Here is a 17,218-nt window from a genome sequence, read left to right on the forward strand (position 1 = left end):
ACAAGCACCCGCGGTGCACAAACGGCCCGGCCAGGCGCGCCGCCAATGGCGGCACAGCCGCGCCTCCGTCAGGTCACGTGAAGCAGGAAGTCGTTGTGGCTGAGCTGCGCGGGCGTGACGTTGCGAAGCGTGATGGTGTCGGCGCTGTCGACCGTGATCAGGGTATCCGCGGCGTTGGTCGGCGATTGCGTGACGTGCTCGCTGATCCAGGTATCGGGATCGATACCGCCGGTCGACAGGATCGCCGAAAGGTCGATCTGGTCGAGGCCGGGCGTGAAGTTCACGATCGTGTCGTGGTTGAAATTGTGGTCAAACACGAACTTGTCCTGAAAGCCAGATCCGAAAAACACGTCCTTGTCGCTGGTGCCGGTCAGCGTCACCGGCTGGGGCGGGTCCTGCTGGACGTTGAAGATCAGATTGACCGTGTCGGTCGCGCCATGGCCGTCGGTCACGGCGAGCGCGATCTTGTCGGTCGCCGGCGGCGTCTGGCCGGGGTTGTAGATGAGGCCCGGCGTCCCGAGCGCGGTGTTGATACCGGAGAGGAGCCCCTCCTGCGATGGAGGCGTGACGCTGCTGCCCGAACCGGCCGTCGACGTAGCCGCCACGGTGAAGATCTCGTCCGATGTCGCATCGGCGTCGGTCACCGTCAGGCCGGTGATCGTCTCGGTCCCGTCGCGATTTTCGGTGATGCTGACGTTGTCGGCGTGGATCACAGGCGCGTCGTTGGCGCCGACGACGTCGATCGTCAGCGTCGCCGTCCCGACAGCGTTATGCGCATCGATCGTCTCGACGGTGAACGTGTCGGTATAGTTGCCCTTGGCCAGCGCGTTGATCGCGGCGGCGTCCGGAACATAGCTGTAGGTGCCGTCCGCATTGACCGTGAGCGAGCCGTAGAGGCCTGCGATCGGCGAGTTGACCGCAACGTGGTCCGAGTTGAGCGCGGCATAGGTCAGCGTCGCGGTCTCGCCGTGATCGACATCGTGGCCGTGGAGTGCGCCGGTGAGCGCGCTGAAAGTGTCATCGGCGGCGGTATCGGTCAGCGTGCCGGCGTTGACGTCGGCGAGCGTCGGCGCGTCGTTGGCGCCGTTGATCGTGATCGTCACCGGTTCGGTGATGACGCCGCCATGATGGTCGTCGACCTGGATCGTGTAGGTCAGCGTCAGCGTCTCGCCGGCGGCGAGATAGTCGAAATTCTGGTCCGCGGCCGAGAAGGTCCAGGTGGACGACCCCGTTGTGCCGCCGGTCGTATCGGTCAGCGTGCCCAGCGACAGCCAGTTCAGGATGGTGGACTCGTCCTCGGGGAGGCCCGTGGTCGACCCGGCTTCGGCCACGCCAATGATCGTCACGCCGTGGGTGTCGCTGAGGTCCGCGTCGGTGAACGTCACGGTGCCCGTCGCGCCGTCCGGCTTCAATGAATCCGTGGTGTCGGGCAGTTCGGAGATGGTCGCCGCCTGCGCCCCCGAGGTGACGGCTGGCGTATCGTTGCTGCCGGTGACCGTGATCGTCACCGGCTGGCTGATGACCCCGCCATGATGGTCGTTGATCTCGACCGTATAGGTCAGCGTCAGTGTCTCACCATCAGCGAGATAGTCGAAATTCCGATCGGCGGCCGAGAAGGTCCAGGACTGGGATCCGGTGACCCCGCCGGTCGAGTCGGTCAGCGTCCCCAGCGAGAGCCAGTTCAGGACGGTGGAATCGTCATCGGGGAGACCCGTGGTGGTCCCGGATTCCGCGACGCCGGTGATGGATACGGTGTGGATGTCGCTGAGATCGACATCCACGAACGTCACCGCGCCCGTTGCGCCGTCCGGCTTGGATGAACCCGTCTCGTCGGGCTGCTCGGGAATCGCGGCGGTCCCTGGCGCCGACGCAAACGTCGGCGTGTCGTTGGTGCCGGTGACCGTGATCGTCACGGGCTGGGTGACGACGCCGCCATGGTGATCGTCGACCTGGATCAGGTAGGTCAGCGTCAACTTCTCGCCGGCGGCGAGATAGTCGAAACTCCTGTCGGCCGCCGAGAAGCTCCAATGGCTCGATCCGGTCACGCCGCCGGTCGAATCCGCCAGTGTACCGAGCGACAGCCAGCTCAGCATCGTCGCCTGACTGGGAAGGCCCGCGGTGACGCCCGTTCCGGTGACGCCGGCCACGGTGACAGTGTGGGTGTCGCTGAGATCGACGTCGGTAAAGGTCACCGTCCCGGACGCGGTATCGGATATCACCGAGCCGGTCGTCCCGACATGTTCGGTGATCGCTGCCGCCTGGGTCGGCGACGTGATCACCGGCGTGTCGTCGGTGCCGACGATCGTGATCGTGACCGGGAGCGTGACGACGCCGCCCTGATGGTCGTCGATCTGGACCGTGTAGGTCAGCGTTAGCGTCTCGCCTGCGGCGAGATAGTCGAAACTCCTGTCAGCGGCCGAGAACGTCCAGGCGCGCGATCCCGTCACGCCATCGGTCGAATCGGTCAGCGCGCCCAGCGACAGCCAGCTCAGCACGGTGGCATGGTTGGCAAGTCCGGTGGTGACGCCGGCCTCGGTGACGCCGGTGATGGTGACCGAATGCGTATCGGTCAGATCCGTATCGGTGAACGTCAACGTGCCGTGCACCGTATCCGGCACGGCGGAGTTCGTCGTCGCGGCAAGCTCGGTGATCGAGCCGAGCTGCGCCGAGGACGTCACCACCGGCGTGTCGTTGGTGCCGGTGATCGTGACGGTGAATGTCCTGAACGCGGTCTCGTTGCTCGGAGCGTAATTGTTATCCACGCGCGCGGTATAGGTCAGCGTCAGCGTTTCGCCGGCGGCCAGGAAGTCGAAGGCGCCATCGTCAATGTTGTAGGTCCAGGTCGCCGAACCGATATTGTTGTTCAGCGGATCGTGCACGAGCTGCAGCGGGATCTCGACAGCATGGATGGCCGCAAGCTGCGCCGCCGTCAGCGACGAGGTGACGTCGTTGCCCTCTGCGTCCCGATAGCTGGACGAGGTAAAGCTGACGATCGCGCTCGGCTTGTCGCCGAGATTGACGTCCACCCATGCGATCCGGCCCGTCGCCGTGTCGAGCAGTCCGCTATGGGTCTGCCCGGCCTGCTCGGTGAATTCCGCATTCTGTGTCACGACCGCCGGCGCCCCGGGGGCGTGGTCGGTCTTGCTGGAGGGGGCCTCTAGTCCGGCATGGCCGGTCAAGGCCAGCAGAAAGCTTATCGGCAAGGTCACGTCGCCGCCGGCAAGCTTGAGGGTGGTCGTGACCGGAACGACGCTGTCGGTGAAGTTCGTCGTGAGCTTGGTATTGGGATTGTTGTTGTCGGTGAACTTCAGCGCGAACACGTCCGAGATCAGCCGCTGCGCGTCGGCGGACAGCTGCGCCGACGAGACGAAGCTGACGCTGCCCTGGCCGTTGACGATGGTCTGGGTGCCGGCCTGATCGACGGTTGCGATCGGATTGAGCGTCGTCTTGTCGAACAGGATGTAGGAGCCGGTGGTCCCGTCAGGCTCGACCAGCACCTGGAATTTGGCCGGCGGCACGCCACCCGAGCCCTGCACGTCGAAATCGATCTCGACCAGCACCGCGGTGCCGCGGATGCCCATGGTCGCGACCGGCGTATCGACCTTCATGTCGCCGTGCTTGGCGGTCGCGCCGGCAACGAACGAGATCGTGCCCGAGACGAGGCTCATCAGCGACGAATTGCTCGACCCGTTCGGGTCGTAGATCATCTCGTTCAGCACCATCTTGGCATTCGGTCCGAGACCGAACACTGTGCCGTCGATGAAGGTGATGCCCAGCGTCGAGTCGCTGCCGGACTGCACCACGTCACCCTTGTTGACGTTGTCGCCCTGGTTCAGGACGACCGCGACGCCGTTACGGACGGCGGTGGCGCTGCCCGTCAGCTTGGTGACATGGCCGATGACCTTGGCCGGTTCGGCCGCGCCGCCGGCCTGGGCATACTGGGTGTAGCCGGTGAGCGCGTTGACGAGGTCGCCGGTGAGATGTGCGCCATCGGGTGACGCCAGCGCCGCGCGCTTCTCGCCCTTGAAGTAGTCGTGGAGGACGAGTTCCCGATCATCCTTCGCGATGACGAGGTCGAGCCCCGTCCGCTTGAAGTCGCCGGTGAACAGCAATTGCCCGTCGTCGACGGTGATCGCGCCGCGCGGCGCGTGCGTGGAAACGCTGTCGACGTGGACCGACCCACGGGCATAAGCATCCGCGTTCGGCAAAAGGCCGTCGAATTTCTCGACAAAGTTCACTGCGGATCACCGCACCACGAAGGTTAATGACTCAAGAATATCCGAATGATTTTGCCTGCATATCATCGGATAAAGCTCGACGAAACTGTCCTGTGCTTGCGCAAGGTGCTTCGATCGCGCCGTTTGAGCGGGTGTGACTTGGCTCACTCTTGTATGAGTCGTGTAGTTCTGATTTGTGCGACGGTACCATAAGGTGGGATTGCAGCCAAGATACGTATTTGACCACGTATTCGTGGTATTGACCGGCATTTCTGTACTTGCCTCTATTTCCCCGCAGCCCCGAGAGGGCATTTGACTCCAAATTCCCGGCCAAAGCTGTGAGTTAGCTTACAAATCACAGCAGTCCCGCGCGCGGACCGGCCGGTTAACCAGGAGGCAAGCATGAGACGGAAGACGGTGGATAAAGGTTCGCCGGTTCGTTTCACAAACCGGTAAAGTTTTCGGGACCCGGCCCACGCGCCCTTCAGCCTCTCGTCCGGTTTCCCCACATCTTAAATCGATTCGAACGGATCGCTTGCCATGCTGGACGGCATGAAACGATCCGGTCGCGTGCGCGGTGCAGCATCCACCCGCCGAAGAGCGGACAGGGGGTGTCACATGGGATTCTCGGTTCGCTCATTTGCGCTGCGCGCCGTCATGCTCGGCGTCGGCCTCGCGCTGGCCGCGCCGGCCGCCGAGCTCAACGCCGCCTCGCTGCTTTCGCCCGGCCCGGCAACGCTGTTCAGACAATCGACCGAGCCGTTTGGCCTCGCGACCAGCCTGCTGGCCGACGGCGGCCTGCATGACAAATGGCGCGGCGTGCAGCGCCAGCTCGCCGACGAGCTGGTGCAGCTCGCCATCTGTGAAGGCGACCGCACCGGTTGTGCATCGCCGGAGGCGCTGCGTTTCCTCGCGATCGTCGATGCCGGACGGGCGCGCGACGGCCGCGCCCGGCTCGGTGCGATCAACCGCGCGATCAACCTCGCGATCCGCCCGGGCAACGATCTTGCGACCTATGGCGAGCCCGACGTCTGGGCGACGCCGCTCGCCACCTTTGCCCGCGGCAGCGGCGATTGCGAGGACTATGCGATCGCGAAATTCGTGGCGCTACGCATCGCCGGCGTCGCGCCGGAAGATCTGCGGATCGTCGTCATGCATGACCTCATCGGCGGCGAGGACCATGCCGTGGTCGCGGCGCGGCTCGACGGCCGCTGGCTGACGCTCGACAACCGCCGCATGGCGATGATCGAGGACGCCGACATCAGGAGTTTTCGGCCGACCTTCGTGATCGACCAGCATGGCGTCAGCCGATATGTCGATGCGCCGCTCGTCGCCGAAGCCGCATGGCGGCCGGCTGCGCGGGGGAATTGACGCATCCGGTTCAGGAGCGCTGACCGGCCGCGACGGATCGCGTTGCGGTCTCGACGTCATTCCGGGGCACGCGTGAGCGTGAACCCGGAATCTCGAGGTTCCGGGTCTGGTGCTGGCGCACCATCCCGGAACGACGGTGAGTTTCGCCCGCTCAGAACATCAAATTGTCCTTCACCAGCACCCAGCGGCCGCCCTTGACCTGCTGGACTTGCGTGATGGTGTTGGCGAGATGATCGGTCTTGGTGAACTTGGTCGGCGGCGAGCTGAAGATGTCGAGGAACTTGTCGCCTGACTCCAGCGCGTCCAGCATCTTCTGGCCGGTGAGATCCTTGCCGGCCTTCTGCGCGTAGAAGGCGAAGGTCATCACCGCGTTATAGCCGATGATCGCCTGGGTGTTGGCGTCGGAGTTGAACATCTTCTTGTAGTTGAGCAGCCAGTCCTTCACCTTGCCCTTGGCCGTGTCCTCATAGGGAATCTCGAAGCCTGACGCCGCGTAGAGTCCCTCGACGGCCTCCTTGCCGAGCGCCGGCACTTCGAGCACGTTGGTCGGGGTGGCACCGAGGAAGGTCACGTCCCAGCCGAGCTTCTTCGCCTCGTTCATCGCGCCGATGGTCTCGCGGATCACGGTGCCGAGCACGACGAGGTCGCAGCCGTCGGACTTCATCTTGGCGACCTGCGCCGAGAAGTCGGAAGCGCCGCGCTTGTAGCTCGTCACCGAGGCCGGCTGCACCTTCATCGCACCGAGCTGCTGCGTGAAGCCGTCGAGCACGTTTTTGCCGTACTCGTCATCCTGATGCATGATGCAGGGCTTCTTGAAGTTCTTCCAGTCCATCATGTATTTGAGCGCGGCGCGCGTGCTCTCGACATAGGGCAAGAGGTTGTTGAACTTCAGCCGCTCCTGCGGCTTGGCGGGATCGAACTTGAAGGTGAATTCGGCAGCGGTCAGCGGGAACAGCTGCAGCACGCCGGCATCGAACAGGATGTCTTGCGCGGCGAGCACGGTCGGCGAGCCCATCGGGCCGATCATCGCGAACACCTTGTCGCGCTCGACCATCTTCTGCGAGGCCAACACGGCCTTCTTCGGGTCGTAGCCGTTGTCCTCGAGGATCATCTTGATCTTGCGGCCGTTGATGCCGCCGCTGGCATTGATCTCCTCCACCGCCATCTTCATGCCGTTGGACACCGGAACGCCCCAGACCTTGATCGGGCCGGACAGGTCCTGATGCGTTCCGATCACGATCTCGGTCGGCGAGATGCCTTCATTGGTGACCTTGGTCTGGGCTGCGGCCGGCAGACAGGTCAGCGCCAGCGCGCTCACCGCAAGGCCCAGCGCCTTCAGCGATTTCGACATTGCAGTCTCCTCCTTCAGTGGCCCATGTTGAGCGAAGGGTCGGGCCTGCTCGCTCCTTCGCCAAGTCCGTCGTCGCATCTATTCTTGAGCATGATCTATTCGGAAAACCGCTTCACACTTTTCCGGACCATGCTCTATGCCACCGCCCGCGCGCCATACATGGCGTCGATCTCGGCCGCGTAGCGCTTGTTCACAAAACTGCGCTTCAGCTTCATGGTCGGCGTCAGCTCCTCATCCTCGGGCGTCAGCTGGCGTTCGATCAGGTAGAATTTCTTGACGGTCTCGACGCGGGCGAATTTCACGTTGACCGCCTCGATCTCGCGCTGGATCAGATCCTGGATCTCGCGGGCGCGGCACAGGCTCGCGTAATTGGTGAAGGGGATGTCCTGGTCCTGGGCGTATTTCTCGACATTCTCCTGATCGATCATAATCAGGCAGGTAAGATACGGCCGCTTGTCGCCGATCACGACGGCGTCCGAGACGTAGGGCGAGAATTTGAGCTGGTTCTCGATCTCGGACGGCGTGATGTTCTTGCCGCCGGAGGTGATGATGATGTCCTTCATCCGGTCGGTGATCTTCACATAGCCTTCGTTGTCGATGGCGCCGACATCGCCGGTGTGCAGCCAGCCTTTTGCGTCGATCGTCTCGGCGGTCTTCTCCGGCTGGTTGAGATAGCCCATGAACAGGAAGTCGCCCTTGATCAGGATCTCGCCCTTCGGGCAGATCATCACCTCGCCCCAGGGCGCGGCCTTACCGACCGAGCCGAGCTTGATCCGCTCCGCCGGCATCATGGTCGCGACGCCGCAATTCTCGGTCTGACCGTAGACCTCGCGCATGTCGATGCCGAGTGCGAGATACCAGCGGATCAGGTCCGGCGAGATCGGCGCCGCGCCGGTCAGCGCGATCCGGCAGCGGTCGAGCCCGAGCATGCGGCGGATGTTGCGGAACACCAGCCAATAGGCCGCGCGGTTGGCGAGCCGCAGCGACAGCGGCGGCGTCTCACCCTCAAGCCGGCACTCGGTCATCCGGTTGCCGATCGCAAGCGCGCGGGCGTACATCCAGTTCTGGAACGGGGTCGCATCCTTCAGCGCGATGGTGATGCCGGAATAGAACTTCTCCCAGATCCGGGGCACCGCGAGGAACGCAGTCGGCTGCACCTCGCGCAGATTGTCCGGCACCGTCTCCGGGCTCTCGGCAAAATTCATCACCGAGCCGAGCGCGAGCGAGAGGTAATAGCCGCCGACCCGCTCGGCGACGTGGCAGAGCGGCAGGAACACCAGCCGCTCCTCGTTGTCGGTCGAGGGGTAGAGATCGTTGGCATGGCGCATCTGGTGCGTCACGCTGCGGTTGGAATGCATCGCGCCCTTGGGCGGACCTGTGGTGCCCGAGGTGTAGACCAGGATCGCGAGATCGGAGGCGGTGCGGCTGCCGGTCATCTCGTCCCACAAGGCGTCATTGCCCTGCGCATGATTGCGGCCGAGCGCCGTGAACTCGGCAAGCGACAGCACCATCGGATCTGAGAAGCCGCTCAGGCCCTCCATGTCGAAGACCACGACCTTTTCCAGCGTCGGACAGCTCGACCGGCAGGTCAGCACCTTGTCGAGCTGTTCCTCGTCCTCGACGAACATGACCCGCGTGCGGGAATCGTTGAGGAGATATTCGACCTGCGCCGCCGAATCGGTCGGGTAGACGCCGGACGAGACGCCGCCGGCGCACAGGATGCCCATGTCGGCATAGACCCATTCCGGCACCGCGTTGGCGATGATCGAGGCGACGTCGCCGGGGCGGAAGCCGGTCGCATGCAGGCCAAAGGCGATATCCCTGGAGATCTGCAGCCACTCGCGCCAGCTGGTCGGCTGCCAGATGCCGAACTTCTTCTCGCGGATCGCGGGCTTGTCACCACGCGTCTGTACCGCGAGCAGAAAGCTCCTCGCGATCGTGTCGGCAACCGTCAGCACCGCTGGTCCTGCCATGCGCGCTCCCTCCTCTGCCGCCTGCCTCACGTGCCGGGCCTTCGTGCCGGTCTTGTTCGCGAAACAGGCCTGAAATCTAGCTCCAACTCGTTCCCAACGCCAAACCTTCCTCAGCGCCAGCTTTCTTCAACGCCGACCTTCAACGCCACGTCTTCTTTTTCTTCCAGCGCCGCTCACCCCGCGCGCCGGCTTCCTTGGCGCCGAGATAGAACTCCTGGATATCCGGCGAATTCATCAGCCGCTCGCAGGTGTCGTTCATGACGACACGCCCGATCTCCAGCACGTAGCCGTAATGCGCGGTCTCCAGCGCGATCTTGGCATTCTGCTCGACCAGCAGGATCGACATGCCCTGCTCCTCATTGACGCGGCGGATGATGGTGAAGATCTCCTTTACCAGGATCGGCGACAGCCCAAGCGACGGCTCATCGAGCAGCAGCAGCGTCGGCCGGTTCATCAGCGCCCGCCCGATCGCGAGCATCTGCTGCTCGCCGCCCGAAAGCTGCCCGGCCGGCTGGCCGAGTCGCTCCCTCAGCCGTGGAAAATAGCCGTAGACGCGCTCGAGGTCCTGCGCCACACCGTCGCGGTCCTTGCGCAGATAGGCGCCCATCATCAGGTTTTCGCGCACCGACAGGAACGGAAACACCTCCCGCCCCTCCGGCACATGGCTGAGGCCGAGCCGCACGATCCGATCGGCCTCCATGCGCTGGATCGGCTTGCCCAGGAATTCGATCGAGCCCTTCTGCGGATCGAGGATGCCGGAGATCGTCTTCAAAACGGTGGTCTTGCCGGCGCCGTTGGCGCCGAGCAGCGTCACGATCTGACCGCGCGGCACCTCGAGGCTGATGCCGCGGATCGCCATGATCGGCCCGTAATAGCTCTCGATATTGGAGAGTTTGAGGATGATGTCTGATGTGCTCATGGCATCATCCTCATGCGCCGAGATAGGCTGCGACGACGTCGGGATGATGCTGCACCTCCGACGGCGAGCCCATCGCCAGCACGCGGCCGTAGTTCAGCGCAATCACGCGGTCGGAGACCCGGTTGACCAGCGTCATGTCGTGCTCGACCATCAAGACCGTGATGCCGAGCTCGCTCTTCATGTCGCGAATCCAGAACGACATGTCGTCGGTTTCCTCGACATTGAGGCCCGACGACGGCTCGTCGAGCAGGATCAGCTTCGGCTCCGAGCACAGCGCTCGCGCCAGTTCGATCACCTTGCGTACGCCGTAAGGCAGGCCCGATATCAGCTTGTCGCGATAGGGCTCGAGATCGAGGAATTCGATCACCTGCTCGACCCGCCGGCGATGTGCCTTCTCGCCGGCGCGGACGCTCGGCAGGAACAGCAGCTCCTGCCAGAGCTGGGTGGTGGAGTGGCGATGGCGTCCGACCAGGAGATTGCTCAGCACGGTGGCATTCTCGAACAGCTCGATGTTCTGGAAGGTACGGGCGATGCCGAGCCTCGCGATATCGTAGGCCGGCTCCTGGGTGATGTCCTGATCCTCGAAGAAGATCCTGCCCGAGGTCGGCGGATAGATCCGCGAGATCAGGTTGAAGATCGAGCTTTTGCCGGCGCCATTGGGCCCGATGATCGACAGGATCTCGCCCTTCTCGACCGCGAAGCTGACGGCATCGACCGCCTTGAGGCCGCCGAAATGCAGCGACAGGTTCTCGGCGCGGAAATAGCTCATCTGTTCCGCTCCGATTTCACGTAGATCTTCTGCCGCTTGAAGGTCGCGCGCTTGTAGAGCGGGAACAGCTGGAAGAAGAGCTTGATCTTGAGCCAGCGGCCATAGAGCCCGAGCGGCTCGAACAGCACGAACACCACGATGATGACGCCGTAGATCGCGCCCTTCAGCCCGTTGGCGGAGGCAAAGGCTGCGACCGCGTCCTGGATATGTCCGGCGCGCTCCGTGCCGGCGCCGAGGGTTGCGGCAATGCCTGCGATCACGCCGGGCATATCGTCCTTCAGATAGGTCAGGAACGGATCGATCATGACCAGGAAGATCGCGCCCAGCACCGCGCCATGCAGGCTGAAGGTGCCGCCGATCAGGATCACGATGATGAACTCGATCGAGAGCTGCAGCGTGAACATCTCGGGCGAGATGAAGGAGAGCTTGTGGGCGAACAGCACGCCGGCGAAGCCGGTGATCGCCGCCGAGATCGCGAACGACTTCACCTTGTAGAGCGCGACATTGATTCCCATGCTGCGCGCCGCGGTCTCGCTGTCGCGGATCGCGACAAAGGCGCGGCCGGTCGGCGAGCGCAGCAGATTGAGCGTGCCGACGATGGTCAGCACCAGCACCGCGAGGCAGAGATAATAGAAAGTCGGGCCGTCGCGCGACATCGTGGTGCCGAACAACTGTATGGCCTTGACCCGCATGCCCTCATTGCCATGGGTCACGCTTTCCCAGCGCGCCAGGATTTCCTCGACGATGAAGGCAAACGAGATCGTCGCGATCACCAGATAGATGCCCTGCAGCCGCAGCGCCGGAAATCCGACCAGCGCGCCGACCACGCCGGTCAACAGCCCCGCCGCGAGGAAGTAGACCGGAAACGGCACGTTGAATTGCTGCAGATAGGCCGCGGTGTAGGCGCCGATCGCCAGAAACGCGGCGTGGCCGAGCGAGGCCTGTCCGGTGAAGCCGGTCAGGATCAAGAGCCCGACGCCGACGGTTGCATAGATGCAGACGAAGACGAGCTGGCTCATCAGGTAGCTTGAGAGCACGTAAGGCGCGATCAGCAGCACCGCCAGCAACAGGCCGTAGGAATAGACATAGCCCGAATGTGGGAACAGCCTGATGTCGTCTTCATAATTGGTCTTGAAGAGAAACCGCATCCTCGCTCCTCAAACCTTCTTGCGGACGTGAAGGCCGAACAGGCCTTCGGGCTTGAGCAGCAGCACCGCGAGCAGCACGATGTAGGGCGCGACGTCCTTCCATCCCTGCGGCAGATAGAAGCCGGCCATGCTCTCGATCACGCCGATCAGGACGCCGCCGACCACAGCACCGGGGATCGAGCCGAAGCCACCGAGCACGGCGGCCGGAAACGCCTTCAACCCCAGCACCAGGCCGACATTGGAATGGATGAAGGTGATCGGCGCCAGCAGCACCCCGGCGCAGGTCGCCACCGCCGCCGAGATCGCCCAGACGATCGACACCACGCGCTTGACCGGAATGCCCATGTAATAGGCAGCCAGCATGTTCTCGGAGCTGGCGCGCATCGCGGTGCCGAGCGTGGTGCGGTTGAAGAACAGATAGAGCAACGCGCACAGGATGATGGTCGCCGCGATCACCGACAGCTTGTCATAGGCGAGCACCAGGCTGCCGATCCTCAAGACGCCCTGGCTGAACGGGGTTTCGATCTTGAAGTCGTCGGTGCCCCAGATCATGCCGGTGATCGAGCGCAGGAAATAACCGAGCCCGATCGTCGCCATGATGATGGAGAATTGCGGATAGCCGAGGATCGGTCGCACCACGACCCGCTCGGCCAGCATGCCGAACAGCGCCATGCAGATCACCGCACCGGCGAATCCGACCCAGTAATTCAGCCCGAGCATGCCGATGAAGGTGAAGGCGAAAAAGCCGCCCAGCATCATCAAATCGCCTTGCGCGAAATTGACGACCTCGGTTGCCTTGTAGACCAGCACGAAGCCGAGCGCGATCAGGCCGTAAACGCAGCCGAGCGCGATGCCGCTGACGAGCTGCTGAACAAAGTCCAGCATCCTTCCCTCCCCGATGCCCGGCGATTCTTTCCGATCGCTCGTTGCATCCCGCCTTCGCGCCCTTGTGTCGGAAGCGCTGAAAGCTGCCTATGTCCGCCCCGATTGAGCCAAAAGGCCCGATCCCTGTCAACAAACCCTTGATCCGTAAGCATCATCACATTTGCGGATAAATGCCGCAGCACGGACTAATACGGATATCAGCTTCGATTTGTCCTGCGCGATTCACCGCACCGAAACGGTTTTTGTCCAAGCTCACGCAACCGAAGAGCGCAATCCCGGATCGCCACCACGCCATGACATCCGAACTGTCGGCACTCGCCGTGCGAGGGTTAACCAAGCGTTTTGACCGCCCGGCGGTCGACGCGCTCGATCTCACCATCCGTGTCGGCGAATTCTACGCGCTGCTCGGGCCGAACGGCGCCGGCAAGACCACGACCTTGCGCATGGTGGCGGGCCTGCTGCGGCCCGATGCCGGCTCGGTGTCGATCCTGGGCATCGATGCGCTGGCCGATCCGGTCGCCGCCAAGCAGATCATGGCCTGGGTGTCCGACGAGCCGATGATCTATGACAAGCTGACGCCGCTGGAATATCTCGAATTCGTCGCCGGCCTCTGGGGCATCGACCCCCGCACGTCGGAGCGGTCGGCGCACGATCTCCTGATATCGCTTGGGCTCGAGCCGCATCTCAACCAACGCTGCGAAGGCTTCTCCAAGGGCATGCGCCAGAAGGTGGCGCTCGCCGGCGCGCTGGTGCACGATCCCCGCCTGATCATTCTCGATGAACCGCTGACCGGCCTCGACGCGCTGTCGGCGCGTCACGTCAAGGGCCTGCTGCAGGAGCGCGTCCGCGCCGGCTGCACCGTGATCATGACGACCCATATTCTCGAAGTCGCCGAACGGATGGCCGACCGCATCGGCGTGATCGCGGCCGGCCGGCTGATCGCCGAGGGCACGCTGGCCGAGCTGCGGGAGCAGAACGGCCGCAACGACACGACCCTCGAGGACATGTTCATCGCGCTGGTCGACACCGAGGCGGCAGCCGCGTGAGCTCGACCGCCCATCTCACCTGGTTCGTCCGCCACGAATTCCGCCTAGCCTGGCGCGAATGGCTGGCGATGATGACCGGCGGCCGGCGCCGGCGCAACCGTGCCGTGATCGGGTTGTTGTTGTTCGCGGCGATCCTGCATCTGCCGGCCTATGCCGTGGTCGCCCGCTATGTCGACCTGCGGTTTCCGCTCGACCCGTCGTCGCTGATCGTGCTGACCGCGACGATCTTCCTGTCCTGGGCATTGATGCTGTCGCAGGCGATCGAGTCGGTGACGCGGGTGTTCTATGCCCGCGCCGATCTCGATTTGATCATGTCGTCGCCGGCAAAGCTGACCAACATCTTCTCGATCCGGATCGCCGCGATCGCGCTGACGGTGAGCAGCATGGCGCTCTTGCTGTCGACGCCATTCGTCGACGTGCTGGTCTATCTCGGCGGCCCGCGCTGGCTCGCCGGCTTCGGCGTCGTCCTTGCGATCGGGCTGTCGGCGGCGGCTGCCGCGATCGCCGTCACCGCTTTCCTGTTTCGCCTGATCGGGCCGAGCCGGACCCGGCTGGTGGCGCAGATCGTCTCCGCCGTCATCGGCGCCGGTTTCGTCATCGCCCTGCAGGTGGTCGCGGTGCTGTCCTACGGCACGCTGTCGCGCTTTGCGTTCCTGACCTCGGATACCGCGGCTCGAATTGCCCCCGCCCCCGACAGCCTGCTGTGGTGGCCGGCGCGGGCATCGCTCGGCGATCTCGACATCATGCTGCTGCTGCTCGCCGCTGCGCTGGTGATGCTCGGCGTCGTGATGGCGGTGTTCGCACCACGGTTTGCCGACACCGTCGCGAGCGTCGCCGCCAATCCAGCTGCGGTGACGCGGGGGCGCGCCCGCGCATTCCGCCCCGGCTCGCGGCAGCAGGCGCTGCGGCGCAAGGAGTTTCTGCTGCTGCGCCGCGATCCGTGGCTGCTGTCGCAGACCCTGATGCAAATGCTCTATCTGGTGCCGCCGGCGTTGATGCTGTGGCGCAGCTTCTCCGGCACCTCGACCGCGATCGTGCTGATCACGCCCGTCATCGTGATGGCCGCAGGCCAGCTCGCCGGTGGGCTCGCCTGGCTGACCATCTCGGGCGAGGACGCGCCCGATCTGGTGGCGACCGCGCCGCTGCCGCCGTCACGCGTGACCCGCGCCAAGGTCGAGGTCGTGCTGATCGCGATCGCCGTCATCTTCGCGCCGCTGGTGGCCGCACTGGCATTTGCCTCGCCGCAGCAGGCCGCGGTCACGGCGATCGCGATCGTCATCGCGACCGCATCCGCCGCCGCGGTGCAACTCTGGTTCCGCGTCCAGGCCAACCGCAGCCAGTTCCGCCGGCGCCAGACCTCCTCCCGCATCGCCACCTTCGCGGAAGCCTTCTCCTCGATCGGCTGGGCGGCAACCGCGGCGCTGGTCCTGACGATCCCGTCGGCCGCGCTCGTCAGCGGCATTCTGACGCTGTTGACGCTCGTCATCGCCTGGAAGATCAGCCCGCGGCGCGCGTGAGAACCACGCTAGATTCTTGTTTGACGCGTTTCTTCACGCGAACCGGTATCCACTTCGCTCGAAAACGCTCTAGCCTTTCACCAGCTCCATCACCGCCGCGGCGAACGCCTCCGGGGCTTCCTGCGGCAGATTGTGTCCGGCGCCCGGGATCACGCGATGGGCCCGGCGGGCGGTGTATTTTGCCGCGCTGGCGCTGCCGTCGCGCGCAGGCGTCACGCCGTCGTCGGCACCGTCGAGCGAGATCGTGGGGGCGGTGATCACCGGCAAGGCGGCCAGCCGCCGCTGCACCTCCGCATATTGCGGATCCCCGTCGGCAAGGCCGAAGCGATGCCGATAGCTGTGGATCACAACGTCGACATAATCGGGATTGTCAAATGCGAGCGCGCTACGCTCGAAGCAGGCCTCATCGAACGCCCAGCTCGGCGACCATTGCGACCACAATAGCTTCGCGATGCCGCGCCGGTTGGCGGCAAGCCCGGCGCGCCCGCGCTCGAGTTGGAAGTAATACTGATACCAGAGCGCCGCCTCGTGATCCGGCCGCGCCGGCACCATCGCATGTGCGATGTCCTGGGTCATGTAGCCATTGGTGCAGACGAGCCCGATGCAGCGCTCCGGCCAGAGCGCCGCACCGACCGAGGCGGCACGGCCGCCCCAATCGTAGCCGGCGAACACCGCGCGCTTGATGCCGAGCGCATCCATCAGCGCCATCATGTCGGCCCCGACCGCCGCCTGCTCGCCCGAGCGCGGCGTCGCCTTGTCGCGGAAGACCGTGGGTCCGTAGCCGCGCAGATAGGGCACGATGACGCGGCAGCCCTGCGCCGCCAGGTCAGGCGCGACGTCGACATAGGAGTGAATGTCGTAGGGAAAGCCGTGCATCAGCATCACCGCCGGGCCGTCGGCGGGGCCGGCCTCGTAATAGGCGATGTTGAGCGCGCCTGCATCGACATGGCGCAAGGGCTCGAGCCGCTTGGTCGATGATGCGCGCGGCGAAGGGGCAGTGTCAGTCACGCATAACTCCCTGATCGCTGTGATCTGCTCGGCATGGTAGCGCGTCCTGCCGGATTAATCCCCCGGATCGTGTTGCACTCAGCGCCATGGAGCGATGCGCCGGTCTCATCATGACGGCACGCCAATTGCGCGATAGTCTCGCGGCCGCGGATGCCGCCGCAGACGGAACAGGTCATGCTGAGATTGCTCGCCGCACTCGTCGTGCTCGGAACGTTGACCAGCCACGCCTTCGCGCAGGACGCCCAGCGCAGCGAATGCCTGGCGATGGCGAGTGCGCCGCCGCGCGCCATTCCGGTGAACTACCGGCGCGTCGCGGCCAAGGCCGATGAGGTCGCGATTACCTATGCAGGCCATTCGACGTATTACATCGACACGCCGGGCGGTATCCGGATCGCGACCGACTACAACGGCGTCTATCAGACCGGGCGGCTGCCCGATGTCGTGACGATGAACCGGGCCCACGCGACGCATTACACGCTGTTCCCCGACCCCAGGATTCCCCACGTGCTGCACGGCTGGGGCGAGAAAGGCGGGGCCGCGCATTATGCGATGCGGATCGGCGACGTCTATATCCGCAACGTCACCACCGACATCCGCCGCTACTGGGGCGAGGGCTCCGGCGGCGAGATGATCAAGGACGGCAATTCGATCTTCATCTTCGAGGTTGCCGGCCTCTGCATCGGCCATCTCGGCCATTTGCATCACAAGCTCGACGACAGCCATTTTGCCGCGATCGGCCGACTCGACATTGTGATGGTGCCGATCGACGGCACCTATACGATGTCGCTCGACGGCGTCTCCGAGATCACCAAGCGGCTGCGTGCCGCCGTCGTGCTGCCGATGCACCGCTTCGCGACCCCGCTCGACGAGTTCATGCGCCTGATCGGCCAGCAATTCGAGATCGACCGCCGCGGCGGCGAGCGCACGTTGCGGATTTCGCGCGACACCCTGCCGGCGACGCCGACGGTGATCATCCTCGACGGGGTGTGAAGTCTCTTACAAGAAGAAGCAAAA

Annotated in this window: 12 protein-coding genes; 4 read left to right on the top strand and 8 right to left on the bottom strand. The window is 64.3% G+C overall.

All coding sequences use genetic code 11. The annotated features are described in order from the left end of the window. Positions 1-68: 68 nt before the first annotated feature. On the bottom strand, positions 69-4,238 hold the full coding sequence (locus G6P99_RS45380) for a VCBS domain-containing protein (protein WP_165126789.1): 4,170 nt from the start codon (positions 4,236-4,238) through the stop codon (positions 69-71). A gap of 597 nt (positions 4,239-4,835) precedes the next feature. On the opposite strand from G6P99_RS45380, the gene G6P99_RS45385 reads away from it, so the two are divergent. Next, positions 4,836-5,588 carry a transglutaminase-like cysteine peptidase gene (locus tag G6P99_RS45385; RefSeq protein ID WP_029077989.1) on the top strand — a complete coding sequence of 251 codons (753 nt, stop codon included), beginning with the start codon at positions 4,836-4,838 and terminating at the stop codon, positions 5,586-5,588. 151 nt (positions 5,589-5,739) lie between these two features. On the opposite strand, the gene G6P99_RS45390 is transcribed toward G6P99_RS45385, so the two are convergent. The 6 genes from G6P99_RS45390 to G6P99_RS45415 form a co-directional block, all read right to left on the bottom strand. Then, positions 5,740-6,939: an ABC transporter substrate-binding protein gene (locus tag G6P99_RS45390; RefSeq protein ID WP_029077990.1), complete on the bottom strand. Its 1,200-nt coding sequence runs from the start codon at positions 6,937-6,939 to the stop codon at positions 5,740-5,742. A 134-nt stretch (positions 6,940-7,073) separates the two neighbouring features. Beyond that, a complete protein-coding gene (locus G6P99_RS45395; RefSeq protein ID WP_029077991.1) occupies positions 7,074-8,912 on the bottom strand; it encodes an AMP-dependent synthetase/ligase in 1,839 nt (612 codons plus the stop codon). A 139-nt stretch (positions 8,913-9,051) separates the two neighbouring features. Continuing rightward, a complete protein-coding gene (locus G6P99_RS45400) occupies positions 9,052-9,831 on the bottom strand; it encodes an ABC transporter ATP-binding protein (RefSeq protein WP_029077992.1) in 780 nt (259 codons plus the stop codon). A gap of 10 nt (positions 9,832-9,841) precedes the next feature. Then, entirely contained in the window at positions 9,842-10,600 is a 759-nt protein-coding gene (locus G6P99_RS45405) for an ABC transporter ATP-binding protein (protein WP_029077993.1), read from the bottom strand. Next, entirely contained in the window at positions 10,597-11,748 is a 1,152-nt protein-coding gene (locus G6P99_RS45410; protein WP_165126791.1) for a branched-chain amino acid ABC transporter permease, read from the bottom strand. The genes G6P99_RS45405 and G6P99_RS45410 overlap by 4 nt, the downstream gene beginning before the upstream one ends. Positions 11,749-11,757: 9 nt before the next feature. After that, positions 11,758-12,633, bottom strand: a complete 876-nt coding sequence (locus tag G6P99_RS45415; protein WP_165126793.1) for a branched-chain amino acid ABC transporter permease — start codon at positions 12,631-12,633, stop codon at positions 11,758-11,760. A gap of 293 nt (positions 12,634-12,926) precedes the next feature. Between G6P99_RS45415 and G6P99_RS45420 the strand changes: the two genes are divergently transcribed. Next, positions 12,927-13,679 (top strand): ABC transporter ATP-binding protein, encoded by a 753-nt coding sequence (locus tag G6P99_RS45420; protein ID WP_029077996.1) that lies wholly within the window; start codon positions 12,927-12,929, stop codon positions 13,677-13,679. Next, positions 13,676-15,196, top strand: coding sequence for a hypothetical protein (locus tag G6P99_RS45425; protein WP_029077997.1), 1,521 nt, complete (start codon positions 13,676-13,678; stop codon positions 15,194-15,196). The genes G6P99_RS45420 and G6P99_RS45425 overlap by 4 nt, the downstream gene beginning before the upstream one ends. A gap of 69 nt (positions 15,197-15,265) precedes the next feature. On the opposite strand, the gene G6P99_RS45430 is transcribed toward G6P99_RS45425, so the two are convergent. Continuing rightward, on the bottom strand, positions 15,266-16,204 hold the full coding sequence (locus G6P99_RS45430) for an alpha/beta fold hydrolase (protein WP_029077998.1): 939 nt from the start codon (positions 16,202-16,204) through the stop codon (positions 15,266-15,268). A 174-nt stretch (positions 16,205-16,378) separates the two neighbouring features. On the opposite strand from G6P99_RS45430, the gene G6P99_RS45435 reads away from it, so the two are divergent. Then, the gene (locus G6P99_RS45435) at positions 16,379-17,194 is read left to right on the top strand and encodes an MBL fold metallo-hydrolase (protein WP_029077999.1); all 816 of its coding nucleotides are present in this window, start codon (positions 16,379-16,381) and stop codon (positions 17,192-17,194) included. Positions 17,195-17,218: the final 24 nt, after the last annotated feature.

The organism is Bradyrhizobium sp. 6(2017), assembly GCF_011058295.2.
GTDB classification, from domain to species: domain Bacteria; phylum Pseudomonadota; class Alphaproteobacteria; order Rhizobiales; family Xanthobacteraceae; genus Bradyrhizobium; species Bradyrhizobium septentrionale.